The 14,622-nt window shown below is 72.8% G+C and carries 13 protein-coding genes; 9 read left to right on the forward strand and 4 right to left on the reverse strand.

The genetic code is table 11. From position 1 onward, the window contains the following. Together AB0903_RS10805 and AB0903_RS10810 are read left to right on the forward strand one after the other, a co-directional pair. Nucleotides 1-816, forward strand: an 816-nt coding sequence (locus AB0903_RS10805; RefSeq protein WP_366701195.1) for a biotin/lipoyl-containing protein, incomplete at its 5' end; no start/stop codon positions are given. 253 nt (nt 817-1,069) lie between these two features. Beyond that, nucleotides 1,070-1,639 (forward strand): helix-turn-helix domain-containing protein, encoded by a 570-nt coding sequence (locus AB0903_RS10810; RefSeq protein ID WP_366701197.1) that lies wholly within the window; start codon nt 1,070-1,072, stop codon nt 1,637-1,639. 569 nt (nt 1,640-2,208) lie between these two features. On the opposite strand, the gene AB0903_RS10815 is transcribed toward AB0903_RS10810, so the two are convergent. Together AB0903_RS10815 and AB0903_RS10820 are read right to left on the reverse strand one after the other, a co-directional pair. Beyond that, on the reverse strand, nt 2,209-3,129 hold the full coding sequence (locus tag AB0903_RS10815; protein WP_366701199.1) for a DeoR/GlpR family DNA-binding transcription regulator: 921 nt from the start codon (nt 3,127-3,129) through the stop codon (nt 2,209-2,211). A 145-nt stretch (nt 3,130-3,274) separates the two neighbouring features. Beyond that, nucleotides 3,275-4,714 carry an NAD(P)H-quinone dehydrogenase gene (locus AB0903_RS10820; protein ID WP_366701201.1) on the reverse strand — a complete coding sequence of 480 codons (1,440 nt, stop codon included), beginning with the start codon at nt 4,712-4,714 and terminating at the stop codon, nt 3,275-3,277. Nucleotides 4,715-4,950: 236 nt separating this feature from the next. On the opposite strand from AB0903_RS10820, the gene AB0903_RS10825 reads away from it, so the two are divergent. From AB0903_RS10825 to AB0903_RS10835, 3 genes are all read left to right on the forward strand, one after another. Continuing rightward, nucleotides 4,951-5,388, forward strand: a complete 438-nt coding sequence (locus AB0903_RS10825; RefSeq protein ID WP_366701203.1) for a gamma-glutamylcyclotransferase — start codon at nt 4,951-4,953, stop codon at nt 5,386-5,388. 132 nt (nt 5,389-5,520) lie between these two features. Beyond that, the gene (locus tag AB0903_RS10830; RefSeq protein WP_366701205.1) at nt 5,521-6,351 is read left to right on the forward strand and encodes a purine-nucleoside phosphorylase; all 831 of its coding nucleotides are present in this window, start codon (nt 5,521-5,523) and stop codon (nt 6,349-6,351) included. Nucleotides 6,352-7,273: 922 nt separating this feature from the next. Continuing rightward, nucleotides 7,274-8,923, forward strand: coding sequence for a phospho-sugar mutase (locus AB0903_RS10835; protein WP_366701207.1), 1,650 nt, complete (start codon nt 7,274-7,276; stop codon nt 8,921-8,923). A 47-nt stretch (nt 8,924-8,970) separates the two neighbouring features. Here AB0903_RS10835 and AB0903_RS10840 read toward each other — a convergent pair whose 3' ends face one another. After that, nucleotides 8,971-9,606 (reverse strand): PH domain-containing protein, encoded by a 636-nt coding sequence (locus tag AB0903_RS10840; RefSeq protein ID WP_366701209.1) that lies wholly within the window; start codon nt 9,604-9,606, stop codon nt 8,971-8,973. Nucleotides 9,607-9,749: 143 nt separating this feature from the next. Here AB0903_RS10840 and deoC point away from each other — a divergent pair, with 143 nt between their 5' ends. From deoC to AB0903_RS10855, 3 genes are read left to right on the forward strand one after another with little or no spacing between them, the layout of a single operon-like run. Continuing rightward, nucleotides 9,750-10,727 carry a deoxyribose-phosphate aldolase gene (gene deoC, locus AB0903_RS10845; RefSeq protein WP_366701429.1) on the forward strand — a complete coding sequence of 326 codons (978 nt, stop codon included), beginning with the start codon at nt 9,750-9,752 and terminating at the stop codon, nt 10,725-10,727. A gap of 5 nt (nt 10,728-10,732) precedes the next feature. Beyond that, entirely contained in the window at nt 10,733-12,190 is a 1,458-nt protein-coding gene (locus tag AB0903_RS10850; RefSeq protein WP_366701211.1) for an aldehyde dehydrogenase family protein, read from the forward strand. Next, entirely contained in the window at nt 12,190-13,083 is an 894-nt protein-coding gene (locus tag AB0903_RS10855; protein ID WP_366701213.1) for an aldehyde dehydrogenase family protein, read from the forward strand. The genes AB0903_RS10850 and AB0903_RS10855 overlap by 1 nt, the downstream gene beginning before the upstream one ends. 102 nt (nt 13,084-13,185) lie before the next feature. On the opposite strand, the gene AB0903_RS10860 is transcribed toward AB0903_RS10855, so the two are convergent. Next, the gene (locus tag AB0903_RS10860; RefSeq protein WP_366701215.1) at nt 13,186-13,572 is read right to left on the reverse strand and encodes a hypothetical protein; all 387 of its coding nucleotides are present in this window, start codon (nt 13,570-13,572) and stop codon (nt 13,186-13,188) included. Nucleotides 13,573-13,690: 118 nt separating this feature from the next. Between AB0903_RS10860 and AB0903_RS10865 the strand changes: the two genes are divergently transcribed. Further along, complete coding sequence (locus AB0903_RS10865) at nt 13,691-14,332, forward strand: hypothetical protein (protein ID WP_366701217.1); 642 nt, start codon at nt 13,691-13,693, stop codon at nt 14,330-14,332. The last annotated feature ends 290 nt before the right edge of the window (nt 14,333-14,622 follow it).

Consider the following 14,622-nt stretch of genomic DNA (forward strand, 5'->3'; position numbering starts at 1 on the left):
ATCGCCGACGGGGAGGAGCTCGGCTACGACGACCCGGCCGTGCGCGGCCACTCCTTCGAGTTCCGCATCAACGGCGAGGACCCGGGCCGGGGCTTTTTGCCCGCCCCCGGCACCGTCACCGCCTTCGCCCCGCCCACCGGCCCCGGGGTGCGCCTGGACGCCGGCGTCGAGTCCGGCTCCGTCATCGGACCGGCCTGGGACTCCCTGCTCGCCAAGCTGATCGTGACCGGCGCGACCCGCGAGCAGGCGCTGCAGCGCGCGGCGCGGGCACTGGCGGAGTTCAACGTCGAAGGCATGGCCACGGCCATCCCCTTCCACCGCGCGGTCGTCGCCGACCCGGCGTTCACGGCCGACCCGTTCCGGATCCACACCCGCTGGATCGAGACCGAGTTCGTCAACGAGATCAAGCCCTTCGCTCCGGCCGGAGCCGACACGGACGAGGACGAGTCCGGCCGCGAGACCATCGTGGTCGAGGTCGGCGGCAAGCGCCTCGAGGTGTCGCTGCCGTCCTCGCTCGGCATGAGCCTCGCCCGTACCGGTCTCGCGGCGGGCGCGAAGCCCAAGCGCCGGGCGGCGAAGAAGTCGTCGTCGGCCGCGTCCGGTGACACCCTCGCCTCCCCGATGCAGGGCACGATCGTCAAGGTCGCGGTCGAGGAGGGCCAGGAGGTCAAGGAGGGCGACCTGATCGTCGTACTCGAGGCCATGAAGATGGAACAGCCTCTCAACGCCCACCGGTCCGGCACGGTCAAGGGACTCGCCGCCGAGGTCGGCGCCTCCCTCACCTCCGGCGCCGTCATCTGCGAGATCAAGGACTGACCTCCCGTCCGTTCGTAGCCGAAGGGCCCCCGGCATCATCCGCCGGGGGCCCTTCGGCTGAGGTGGGCAGCGGTTCGCCGCCCGTATCGAGCAGGCCGGCGCCGGAGCGCCGCTCCAGGCCGCTGCGGCAGGAACGCCTCGCCCGCCACCCCACCGGGGACGCGGCCCCCGCGCCCCACCGGGCGGAGCCGGCGCCGCCCGGGTGCTGCCCGCCGCAGCCGCCTGCCCCGCGACGTCCGGCATCCTTGACCACGTGACCGACTTGAGGGCCAAGCGCGCCGACGCGCGCCGCAATTACGAAAGACTGCTGACCCAGGCGCGGGCCGCGTTCGCGGAACGCGGCACCGACGCGTCACTCGAGGAGATCGCACGCCGCTCGGGCGTGGGCATCGGCACCCTGTACCGCCACTTCCCGAACCGCCACGCCATGATGAGCGCGGTGTTCCAGGAGGCGCTGGCCGACCTGTTGCGACGGTCGCACGAGCTGGCGGACGCGGCGGAGCCGTGCGCGGCGCTGGTGGAGTGGCTGCGTTCCCTCATCACTCACGCGGGTGAGTACCGCGGGCTGGCCCGGGCGCTGATGTCCGCCTCGCACGACGAGAACTCGGCCCTGTCGGCCTGCAGCGTGCCGCTGCGCGAGGCCGGTGAACGCCTCCTGGCGCGGGCGCAGGAGTCCGGTGCGGTCCGTGCGGACGTCTCCATCGGCGATCTGATGCAGCTGACGAACGCGATCGCACTGGCGGCGGAGCAGGACCCGGGCGACCCCGAGCTGGCGGACCGCCTGCTGACGCTGACGCTGCGGGGGCTGCGTCTCCGGGCGTAGCCCGGTCCGCCGCGGTCCCGGCCCTGCGCGCTTGCGCCCTGGCGCCTACCTTGCACGGCCCGGTCCGGCCTCGTAAGCATCCGGGCCTGGCGCGACCCACGGCCCCGTGCACTCGCCGCCGGAGCCGGACCGGCACCCCCCTCCGGGCCTGACCCGGCCCTGCCCGCTTGCGCCCTGGCGCCGCTCCGGGGGCATGTCCGGGACTGCTTTCCTCACCACGCTTCGCGCGAGTTGCGACGCTTTACGTCCCGAACACGCCCCCTGCGCGTCCCCCTCCCCCGAGGCGGCCCTTCGCTCCCCGCCGTTTCTCCGGTACCCGTCGGCGGTTGGGGCGACGAAACGGGCGACGTTCAGCCCCGTCGGCGAGGCGCCGGTTTCGGCCGCAGGACCGGCCGACCGCCGCATCGGCGGAGATCCGCATCCGGTACAACCTCCAGTCCGCCGGCCGTTGAAGCGCCGGGTTCGAGGCGGAACCCCCGGCAGGACCGGCCGACCGGGGCAACCCCGGCCCCGCCGGCGACTGAGGCGCCGCGCCCGGGGTCGGAGCCCGACAAGACCGGTCGGCGGTCTCAGCGGCGGCGGAGGTCGGCGACTCGGGCCGGGCGGTCCGGGAGCGGCTCGGGGGCGAGGGTGCCCGCCGCGCTGCGGAGGCCCGCGCGGGTGCGTCGCTGGCCCGGCAGTGGCACTTCGGGCCGCGGCGCCGCGGCGCCCGCCCCCGCCACCGCGATCTGCACGCCCTGGTCTGCCAGCGCCTGCAGCTCCGTCGCCGCCCGTTCGTCGTGCGCCGGCGGCTCGTCCGTCACCAGGTGAGTGATCACATCGGTCGGCACGGTCTGGAACATCGTGTCCGTGCCGAGCTTGGTGTGGTCCGCGAGGACCACGACCTCCGCCGCCGCCTGTACCAGCGCCCTGTCCACGCTCGCGGAGAGCATGTTGGACGTGGACAGGCCGCGCTCGGCCGTGAGCCCGCTCCCCGACAGGAACGCGCGGGAGACCCGTAGCCCCTGGAGGGACTGCTCTGCGCCGCTTCCGACGAGCGCGTAGTTGGAGCCGCGCAGCGTCCCGCCCGTCATGACGACTTCGACCCGGTTGGCGTGCGCGAGCGCCTGGGCGACCAGCAGGGAGTTGGTGACCACGGTCAGGCCGGGGACGCGCGCGAGCCGGCGGGCCAGCTCCTGCGTCGTCGTTCCGGCGCCGACCACGATGGCCTCACCCTCTTCGACGAGGGCCGCCGCGAGATCGGCGATGGCCGTCTTCTCGGCGGTCGCGGACAGGGATTTCTGCGGGAAACCGGATTCGCGGGTGAAACCGCCCGGCAGTACCGCACCGCCGTGCCGGCGGTCGAGGAGTCCTTCTGCCTCCAGCGCCCGCACGTCACGCCGTACGGTCACTTCTGAGGTCTGGACGACGCGGGCGAGCTCACGGAGCGACACGGCACCGTTTGCGCGCACCATTTCGAGGATCAACTGACGACGTTCTGCAGCGAACACGAAACTGACAGTAACCCCACCGCCCGTCAGTTTTCAGCTCTATGCGCCGGATAGCGGAAATTGCGCACCTAAGAGGCCGCCAAGTGGTATAGGCGGCCTCTTAGTTGATCGGGTCCTGGGCGGAGTGCCCGGGGTTCGTCGGGTTTTACCCCTCGCCCGCCGTCTTCCGGGTGTGCAACTGGCGTGCCACCTCGGCGATCGAGCCCGACAGGGACGGATAGACCGTGAACGCGTTCGCGATCTGCTCGACCGTCAGGTTGTTGTCGACCGCGATCGAGATGGGATGGATCAGTTCCGAGGCGCGCGGCGCGACGACCACACCGCCCACGACGATCCCTGTGCCCGGACGGCAGAAGATCTTGACGAAGCCGTCCCTGATGCCCTGCATCTTGGCGCGCGGATTGCGCAGCAGCGGCAGCTTGACGGCACGGGCGTCGATCTTGCCGGCGTCGACGTCGGCCTGGCTGTAGCCGACGGTCGCGATCTCGGGGTCGGTGAAGACGTTGGCCGACACGGTCTTCAGGTTCAGCGGGGTGACCGCGTCGCCGAGGAAGTGGTAGACCGCGATACGGCCCTGCATCGCCGCGACCGACGCGAGAGCGAAGACGCCGGTGACGTCACCGGCGGCGTACACGCCGGGTGCCGATGTACGAGACACCCGGTCGGTCCGGATGTGGCCGGAGTCCTTGAGCCTGACGCCGGCCTCCTCCAGGCCCATGCCCGCCGTGTTCGGGACGGCTCCGACGGCCATCAGGCAGTGCGTGCCGGAGATGACGCGGCCGTCGGAGAGCGTGACCTCCACCCGGTCGCCGACGCGCTTGGCGGACTCGGCGCGCGAGCGGGCCATGACGTTCATGCCGCGGCGGCGGAAGACGTCCTCGAGGACCGCGGCCGCGTCCGGGTCCTCGCCGGGCAGCACGCGGTCGCGGGAGGAGACGAGCGTGACCCGGGAGCCGAGCGCCTGATACGCACCCGCGAACTCTGCGCCGGTGACACCGGAGCCGACCACGATGAGCTCTTCGGGGAGCTCGTCCAGGTCGTACACCTGCGTCCAGTTGAGGATGCGCTCGCCGTCGGGCCTGGCGTCGGGGATCTCCCGGGGGTGGCCGCCGGTCGCGATCAGCACGGCGTCCGCGACGAGGGTCTCCTCCGCGCCGTCGGCCGCGCGGACGATCACCCTGCGGGAGCCGTCCGCGGCCTGCTGCCCGTCCAGTCGGCCGCGGCCGCGCATGACGCGGGCGCCGGCCCGGGTCACGGAGGCGGTGATGTCGTGCGACTGCGCGAGCGCGAGGCGCTTCACACGCCGGTTGACCTTGCCCAGGTCGACACCGACGACGCGCGCGGCCTGCTCGATGTGCGGGGTGTCGTCGGCCACGATGATGCCGAGCTCCTCGTAGGAGGAGTCGAAGGTCGTCATGACCTCGGCGGTGGCGATCAGGGTCTTCGACGGTACGCAGTCGGTCAGCACCGACGCCCCGCCCAGGCCGTCGCAGTCGACGACGGTCACCTCCGCGCCGAGCTGAGCGGCCACGAGGGCCGCCTCGTACCCGCCGGGTCCGCCGCCGATGATCACGATCCGGGTCACGAAAAAGTCCGCCTCGCAGTGTCGATCCCGGCCTGCCTGCCCGCTCTGCCGGGGTTCCGGGGACGCCCCCGGTGGCATGCAGTACGTACTTCATTGTCCCGCATCGTTCAGGCGTTCTCCCTCCGGGGGCTCCATACGGCCCCGACCACCACGGTTGGCATGTCCAGCACCGCTCGGACGCGCCCGCGCCACGCGGCGCGGGCGGTCATTCGCCACCCTCCCGTACCCTCGATCCCATGTCGCTCTACGCCGCGTACGCCGGCAACCTCGACGCGCGGCTGATGTCCCGCCGCGCCCCGCACTCGCCGCTGCGCGGCACCGGCTGGCTCAACGGCTGGCGGCTGACCTTCGGCGGCGAGCAAATGGGCTGGGAAGGAGCGCTGGCCACGGTCGTGGAGGCGCCGCGCTCGCAGGTCTTCGTCGCGCTGTACGACATCGCCCCCATGGACGAGGACTCGATGGACCGCTGGGAGGGTGTCGGCCTCGACATATACCGGCGGATGCGGATCCGGGTCGCCACCCTGGACGGCGAGGAGGCGGCCTGGGTGTACGTGCTGAACGCCTATGAGGGCGGCCTGCCGTCCGCCCGCTACCTCGGCGAGATCGCGGACGCCGCGGAGTCGGCGGGGGCACCGCACGACTATGTGATGGAGCTGCGCAAGCGGCCCTGCTGAGGACGGGCGGGGGCCGCCGCCGGCGGGCGAGGCCGGTTTTCGGTTTTTCGTGGGAAACAACAAGACAACGATCCGAAGACCGTCGGCTGCGTCATCTACGCGCGTAGGAAGTCACGGGTTACCCTCATCCGCGTGAACGCATCTGTGAATCCGGACCTCGTCGGCGCACTCGCCGACCCACACGCCGCGGCCGACGCCGCCGCCGCACGCCTGCGCGAGCTGACGGGCACCGAGACCCACGACGTCGCACTGGTGATGGGCTCCGGCTGGGCTCCGGCCGTCGACGCGCTCGGCGTCCCCGAGGCCGAGTTCCCCGTCACCGAACTGCCCGGCTTCCCGCCGCCGGCGGTCGAGGGCCACGGCGGCAAGATCCGCTCGTACCGCATCGGCCAGAAGCACGCGCTCGTCTTCCTCGGCCGTACGCACTTCTACGAGGGCCGCGGCGTCTCCGCCGTCTCCCACGGCGTGCGCACCGCGGTCGCCGCCGGCTGCAAGACCGTGATCCTGACCAACGGCTGCGGCGGTCTGCGCGAGGGCATGCGCCCGGGGCAGCCGGTGCTGATCAGTGACCACATCAACCTGACGGCGGCGTCGCCGGTCATCGGCGCGAACTTCGTCGACCTGACGGACCTCTACTCGCCGCGGCTGCGCGCCCTGTGCAAGGAGGTGGACGCGACGCTCGAGGAGGGCGTGTACGTCCAGTTCCCCGGCCCGCACTACGAGACCCCCGCCGAGATCAACATGGTGCGCGTGCTCGGCGGCGACCTGGTCGGCATGTCCACGGTCCTCGAGGCGATCGCGGCGCGCGAGGCGGGCGCGGAGGTGCTCGGCATCTCCCTGGTCACCAATCTGGCGGCGGGGCTTTCCGGTGAGCCGCTGAACCACGAGGAAGTGCTGCAGGCGGGGCGGGACTCGGCGGCGCGGATGGGGGCGCTGCTGACGAGGGTCCTGGACCGGATCTGACGCCGTCCGGCCACGCCTGCGGCTGCGGCGTTCCCCCAACCCCGCTCCCTTCCCGAAACCGGGGGCCGGCCCCGGACCCCGGCCCGTGCCGAGGGTAGGCGGTGCGCCGGGCTCCGCCCGGACGCGCCCGTCGCGCTCGCGGGGGGCTTCCTGGGCTCCGTACCGCTCCGTGCCGCTGCGCGGGCGTGCCGGGCCTCGTCCGCACCACGCGCGGTCACCCGGCCGGCGGGCCGGGCCTCGTCCGGGACCCGTTCCGTCCGCCTCGGCATGCCGGGGCGTACACCCCGCGGGTGCGATCGGGGCCCTCGCCCGCTGGGCGCCCCCTGCTCTGGTACGGCGCTCCCCGCGCGGTGGCCGCGGACTCCCCCTACGGCCCCGCGGCCGTGGAGGACCCGGGCCGGGCCGGGTTTGCCGCCGGGCGGCACGGCCCGCCGGGGATCCTGCCGGGCAGACGGAGTCTCGCCCCGCGCAACCAGGCTTGCCGGGGGCCGACTCCAGCCCCGCTGGAGTCACCGCCCACGGCCGCCGGGCCGCGGGGGGGGAGATGCCCGGAGCGAAGCCCCCGACGGCACCGGCAGGCTCAAGCCCCAGCCGCGCCGACGGCCCCCGGCCCGGGAGCCCCGGCGGGCACGTCCGGGCCGCCGGCGTTCGAGGCGCGGGGCCCAGCGGCGTAGCCCCGACAGAACGGGCACGCCCCGGCCCACCCCAGGGGCACCACCCACGGCCACCCGGCCGCAGGGGGAGATCGAGACGCGGGCCCCGGGAGCGGAGCGCCCGGTTTCGTGAAGGGGCGGGGTGGGGTGGGAACGCTCCGCGCAGCGGCCCCGTACCCGCCGCGCCCCGCGCTTCGCGCGGAAATGGCGGGACACTCCCCCGCCCACCACTCACACTCGACGTAGCAGAGACGAGAGGCGGATCAACCGTGCACCAGGACCTCATCGCTCGGGCCAAGGCATGGCTCGCGGAGGACCCCGACAGTGAGACCCGGGACGAACTCGGCAGGCTCATCGACGCGCAGGACATCGACGCGCTGGCCGACCGGTTCAGCGGCACGCTCCAGTTCGGCACGGCCGGGCTGCGGGGTGAGCTCGGGGCCGGACCGATGCGGATGAACCGGGCCGTCGTGATCCGCGCCGCCGCCGGCCTCGCGGCCTATCTGAAGGCCAAGGGGCAGGCGGGCGGGCTGGTCGTCGTCGGGTACGACGCCCGCTACAGGTCCGCGGACTTCGCCCGCGACACCGCCGCCGTCATGGTCGCCGCCGGCCTGCGCGCGGCCGTGCTGCCGCGGCCGCTGCCCACGCCCGTGCTCGCCTTCGCCATAAAGCACCTGGGGGCGGTGGCCGGCGTCGAGGTGACCGCGAGCCACAACCCGCCGCGCGACAACGGCTACAAGGTGTACCTGGGCGACGGCTCGCAGATCGCGCCGCCCGCCGACACGGAGATCGCCGCCGAGATCGGCGCGATCCGCGGTCTGGCGGACGTGCCGCTCGCCGACGAAGGCTGGGAGACCCTCGGTGACGAGGTGCTCGACGCGTATCTGGCGCGTACGGACGCCGTACTGACCGCCGGATCGCCGCGCACCGCACGCATCGTCTACACGGCCATGCACGGCGTCGGCAAGGAGGTCCTGACGGCCGCCTTCCACCGGGCGGGCTTCCCCGCTCCGGCACTGGTCGCCGAGCAGGCCGACCCGGACCCCGCCTTCCCGACGGTGGCGTTCCCCAATCCGGAGGAGCCCGGGGCGATGGACCTGGCGTTCGAGGCGGCGCGTGCCGTGGCCCCGGACGTGGTCGTCGCCAACGACCCGGACGCCGACCGCTGCGCCGTCGCCGTCCCCGACGACACGGCCGACGCGGGCTGGCGGATGCTCCGCGGTGACGAGGTCGGCGCACTGCTGGCCGAGCATCTGGTCCGCAAGGGCGCGACCGGCGTCTTCGCCGAGTCGATCGTCTCCTCGTCCCTCCTCGGCCGGATCGCCGCGGCCGCGGGCGTCGGCCATGAGGAGACCCTCACCGGCTTCAAGTGGATCGCCCGGGTCGAGGATCTGCGCTACGGCTACGAGGAGGCACTCGGCTACTGCGTCGACCCCGAGGGCGTACGCGACAAGGACGGCATCACGGCCGCGCTGCTCGTGGCGGAGCTGGTCTCCGAGCTCAAGGAGCAGGGCCGTACGCTCGGCGACCTGCTCGACGACCTCGCCGTCGCGCACGGCCTGCACGCGACCGACCAGTTGTCCGTACGGGTCGAGGACCTGGGCGTCATCGCGAACGCGATGCGCGCGCTGCGCGAGCAGCCGCCGACGGAGCTGGCCGGGCTGCGGGTGGCCACCGCGGAGGACCTGACGCTCGGCACGGGCGCGCTCCCGCCGACCGACGGTCTGCGGTACTACCTCGAAGGCGAGTTCCAGGCACGTGTCATCGTGCGCCCGAGCGGCACGGAGCCGAAGCTGAAGTGCTACCTGGAGGTCGTCGTGCCGGTCGCCGGCACGAGCGGTCTGCGCCCGGCGCGTGAGCGCGCGGCGGCGGTGCTGGCCCGCCTCAAGGAGGATCTGGCCGCGGCGGCGGGCATCTGACCGCCGGGGCCGGCGCCCGGTCCGGGGCCGGCGCCCCGGACCGGGCGTCAGCCCGCGCCGAGCAGGATCGCCAGCAGGACCGCTCCGACCGCCGTCGGGGCCATGATCTCGTACGCCCAGCGGATCTGCGGTTCGCCCTGCGCCTCCGGGGCGCGCGACCGGCGTTCGGCCAGTTCCCGCAGGTCGGCGATGGTCTGGTCGGTGGGCGCCACCCGTGACTTGGCGTCGGCGACGTCGGCGTGCACGGAGGTCCGGCCGTGCGGGTCGTCGTGGGCGGCCTGCGCCTGCCTGCGCGCGGCGATCTTCCGCTTGCGCAGCGAGACGGGGATGGCCCACAGCTGGTACTTCGCGCCGCCCTGCGTGAAGATCTCGCTCGAGTACGAGGCACGTACGTCGGTCACGGCGCCCCAGGGCAGGACGATGCTGCGGAACGGGTTCCTGATCCGGATGCGGTCCTCGCTCACGAACACCGCGGGCCGGAAGCTGAACGCGACGATGACCGGGCCCGCCAGCAGGGCACCGGCGAGGGCGAACCACGGGGTGCGGCCCTCGCCGCGCACGACCGCGTCGACGACCATCCAGCTGATGAGCGCGAGCAGCAGCCCGCCGCCCGCCATTCCCGCGGCCGAGCGGAAGACCCGTTCGCTGTCGGTGGGGAGCGCTGGCTGCTGGGGGCTCGTCATGGTTCCGATTCTGCCGCACGCACGTGCGGCGGACGCCACGGGCCGGTGCGGCGAAGTCCGCGGGCCGGTGGCGCGGACGCCAAGGATCACGCCGCACCCCCTGTACAGGCCGCTACGCGCGTAGATATGCTCATCTGGTGACCATGCCCACCACCGCACCCTCCCCCACAGCCTCCGGCGTGGGCGGGACCCCCATCCCCGACGTGACCGCGTCCGACAGCACTCTGCGCCGTTTCCTGCACGGGCTGCCCGGAGTCGACGCCGTCGGTCTGGAGGCTCGCGCGGCGTCCCTCGGTACGCGTTCCATCAAGACCACGGCCAAGGCGTACGCCATCGATCTGGCCATCTCCATGATCGACCTGACGACGCTCGAAGGCGCGGACACCCCGGGCAAGGTCCGGGCGCTCGCCGCCAAGGCCGTCAACCCCGACCCGACCGACCGCAGCACCCCGACGACCGCCGCGGTCTGCGTCTACCCCGACATGGTGGCGACCGCCAAGGAGTCCCTGAAGGGCTCCGACGTCAAGGTCGCCTCCGTGGCCACCGCCTTCCCGGCCGGGCGCGCCGCCCTCCCGGTGAAGATCGCGGACGTCCGTGACGCGGTCGCCGCCGGGGCGGACGAGATCGACATGGTGATCGACCGGGGCGCCTTCCTGGCCGGCCACTACATGAAGGTGTACGAGGAGATCCGCGCCGTGAAGGAGGCTTCCGGCAGCGCCCGGCTCAAGGTCATCTTCGAGACGGGCGAGCTCTCCACGTACGACAACATCCGCCGTGCCTCGTGGCTCGGCATGATCGCCGGCGCGGACTTCATCAAGACGTCGACCGGCAAGGTGGCGGTGAACGCGACTCCGGCGAACACCCTGCTGATGCTTCAGGCCGTCCGGGACTTCCGGGAGCAGACCGGGGTACAGGTGGGTGTGAAGCCCGCCGGTGGCATCCGCACGGCCAAGGACGCGATCAAGTTCCTGGTCCTGGTGAACGAGACCGCGGGCGAGGACTGGCTGGACGGCCACTGGTTCCGCTTCGGCGCGTCGAGCCTGCTCAACGATCTGCTGATGCAGCGGCAGAAGCTGGCGACCGGCCGCTACTCCGGCCCCGACTACGTGACGGTGGACTGATCATCATGGCTTCCGTATTCGATTACGCACCCGCACCGGAATCACGGTCGGTCGTCGACATCGCCCCGTCGTACGGGCTGTTCATCGACGGCGAGTTCACCGACGCCGCCGACGGCAAGGTCTTCAAGACCGTCTCGCCGTCCAGCGAGGAGGTTCTCTCCGAGGTCGCCCGGGCCGGCGCCGAGGACGTGGACCGCGCGGTGAAGGCGGCCCGCAAGGCGTTCGGCAAGTGGTCGGCGCTGCCCGGCGCGGAGCGCGCCAAGTACCTGTTCCGTATCGCGCGGATCATCCAGGAACGCAGCCGCGAGCTGGCCGTCCTGGAGACACTGGACAACGGCAAGCCGATCAAGGAGACCCGCGACGCGGACCTCCCGCTGGTCGCCGCGCACTTCTTCTACTACGCGGGCTGGGCCGACAAGCTGGACCACGCCGGCTACGGGGCCGACCCGCGTCCGCTGGGCGTCGCCGGCCAGGTCATCCCGTGGAACTTCCCGCTGCTGATGCTGGCGTGGAAGATCGCCCCGGCGCTCGCCACGGGCAACACGGTGGTCCTGAAGCCCGCCGAGACGACGCCGCTGTCCGCCCTGTTCTTCGCGGACATCTGCCGCCAGGCAGGTCTGCCGAAGGGCGTGGTCAACATCCTCCCCGGCTACGGGGACACCGGCGCCGCGCTCGTCGCCCACCCGGATGTGGACAAGGTCGCCTTCACCGGTTCGACGGCGGTCGGCAAGGCCATCGCCCGCGAGGTCGCCGGCACGCGCAAGAAGGTCACCCTGGAACTGGGCGGCAAGGGCGCCAACATCGTCTTCGACGACGCCCCGATCGACCAGGCCGTCGAGGGAATCGTCAACGGCATCTTCTTCAACCAGGGCCAGGTCTGCTGCGCGGGCTCGCGCCTGCTGGTCCAGGAGTCGCTCCACGACGAGCTGCTCGACTCGCTGAAGCACCGGCTGTCCACGCTGCGCCTCGGCGACCCGCTGGACAAGAACACCGACATCGGCGCGATCAACTCCGCGGAGCAGCTCTCCCGGATCACCACGCTCGTCGAGGCGGGCGAAGCGGAGGGCGCGGACCGCTGGTCCCCGGCGTGCGAGCTGCCCACCTCGGGCTACTGGTTCGCACCGACGCTGTTCACGAACGTCACCCAGGCGCACCGGATCGCCCGCGACGAGATCTTCGGCCCGGTGCTGTCCGTGCTGACGTTCCGTACCCCGGACGAGGCGGTGGCCAAGGCGAACAACAGTCAGTACGGCCTGTCCGCCGGCATCTGGACGGAGAAGGGCTCCCGCATCCTCGCGGTGGCGAACAAGCTCCGCGCCGGTGTGGTGTGGGCCAACACGTTCAACAAGTTCGACCCGACCTCGCCGTTCGGCGGCTACAAGGAGTCGGGCTTCGGCCGCGAGGGCGGCCGTCACGGTCTGGAGGCGTACCTCGCCCCGTCGAGCCCGGAGGGCGAGCACTGATGAGCACTGTTGACGGGCGACTCAGCGTCTTCAAGACCTACAAGCTGTACGTCGGGGGCAAGTTCCCCCGCTCCGAGAGCGGCCGGGTGTACGAGGTGACCGACGCAAAGGGCAAGTGGCTGGCCAACGTGCCGCTCTCCTCCCGCAAGGACGCGCGTGACGCGGTCGTCGCCGCGCGCAAGGCGTTCGGCGGCTGGTCGGGCGCGACCGCGTACAACCGCGGCCAGGTCCTCTACCGCATCGCGGAGATGCTGGAGGGCCGCAAGGACCAGTTCGTCCGCGAGGTCGCGCAGTCCGAGGGCCTGTCGAAGTCGAAGGCGGCGGACGTCGTCGACGCGGCGATCGACCGCTGGGTCTGGTACGCGGGCTGGACGGACAAGATCGCCCAGATCGCGGGCGGGGCGAACCCGGTCGCGGGCCCGTTCTTCAATCTGTCCACCCCGGAGCCGACGGGCGTGGTGACGGTTCTCGCGCCGCAGGAGTCGTCGTTCCTCGGGCTCGTCTCGGTCGTCGCCCCGGTCGTCGCGACCGGCAACACGGCCGTGGTGATCGCCTCGGAGAAGGCCCCGCTGCCGGCCCTGTCTCTGGGCGAGGTGCTCGCCACCTCCGACCTGCCCGGCGGCGTGGTCAACATCCTCTCGGGGCGTACGGCGGAGATCGCGGCGCCGCTGGCCGCGCACCAGGACGTCAACGGCATCGACCTCACCGGCGCCGACGAGGTGCTGGCGAAGGAGCTGGAGGTCGCCGCCGCGGACAACCTCAAGCGCGTGCTTCGTCCACGGGCTGTGGATTTCTCGGCCGACCCCGGCACGCACCGTCTGACGGCGTTCCTGGAGACCAAGACGGTCTGGCACCCGACCGGTTCGCTCGGCGCCTCCGGCTCGGCGTACTGACCGCGGCGTACTGACCTCGGCACACCGGCCTCGGCGTGCCGACGTCCACGGGCCGAAGCCCCTGCCTCTCCGTCCGGAGGCAGGGGCTTCTTCCGCGCAGGGCTACGGCAGCAGTCCGCCGACGACCGGGCCGGCCACCGGCAGGTCCTCGATCGCCTGCCCCTTGGTGATGTTGTCCGTCGCGATCGCGGTACTGACCGGCTTGAAGTCGGCGAGCTGGGTGCCCACCGCGTTGTCGAGCGGGTCCACGCCGGTGTTGGCCAGCGGGTGGAGCTGGAGGCTCTTGAGCTCGCTCACCCCGCTCACCGAATTGGCGAGCAGGCCCGTCGCGGCTCCCAGTGGCGCGCCCGCGCCCCCGTCCGCCCCCACGGCGGGCGCTGCGTGCGCCGCCGCCCCGCCCGCCCCGAGTGCGGCACCTGCCGCCACGACGGTGAGTCCCGCGCGCAGCAGTGCGCGCCGCTGGTTCCTGGAAGCTGCGTGACGAGCCATGTTTTCCTGACCAATCGTGTGATCGTGCGCCTACGTGACGTAGCCGGGACTGTGACGCCGGTACCAACCGGGCCCCGAGGGGATCCGGGCGGCCGTTCATGCGTCACACTTGTCTCCCGTGAGTTCCCAACCCATCCCGACCCGCGTCGTGCTGCTCGCGGGCCCCTCAGGTTCCGGAAAGTCCTCTCTCGCCGCCCGCACCGGCCTGCCGGTCCTGCGCCTGGACGACTTCTACAAAGAGGGCAACGACCCGACACTTCCCCTGGTGACGGGCAGCACGGACATCGACTGGGACTCGCCGTCCTCCTGGGACGCGGACGCCGCGGTCGCGGCGATAGCGGAGCTGTGCCGCGGCGGCCGGACCGCGGTGCCGGTGTACGACATCGCCACCAGCTCCCGGACGGGGACGGAGATGCTCGACATCGCCCGCACCCCGCTGTTCGTCGCGGAGGGCATCTTCGCGGCCGACATCGTGCGCCGCTGCGAGGAACTGGGCGTCCTCGCCGACGCGCTGTGCCTGCGCGGCCGGCCGTCCACGACGTTCCGCCGCCGGCTGGCGCGCGATCTGCGGGAGGGCCGCAAGTCGGTTCCGTTCCTGCTGCGCCGCGGCTGGCGCCTGATGCGCGCGGAGCGCGGCATCGTCGCCCGCCAGGCCGGGCTGGGCGCGCACCCGTGCGGCAAGGCCGAGGCGCTGAGCCGCCTCACGGCCGCGGCGGCGGGCCGCCGCGTCAGGCCGGGCGCGGCCACGACAGCGGCCTGACGGAAGGCCCGGCCCCGGCCGCACAGGCAGCCCGGCGGACGGCCGCAGGAACCGGTACGGAACCCCGACCCCGGATCCGGCCGGAAGCAGCCCGGCGGACGGCCGCAGGAACCGGTACGGAACCCCGGACGCGGAAGCAGCCCGGGGAAGGCCGCGCCCGGACGCGGACACGAAAGCGGGCCGGACAGAACCCCCTGGTCTGTCCGGCCCCGCTCCCGCCCCCGTGGATCCCCGTGTCCCCCGTGGATCCTTCCGCCGTCTCCCCCGAAACAGCGGCCCCGCGCCTCCCC

The organism is Streptomyces sp. NPDC048389 (genome assembly GCF_040706335.1).
GTDB lineage: Bacteria > Actinomycetota > Actinomycetes > Streptomycetales > Streptomycetaceae > Streptomyces.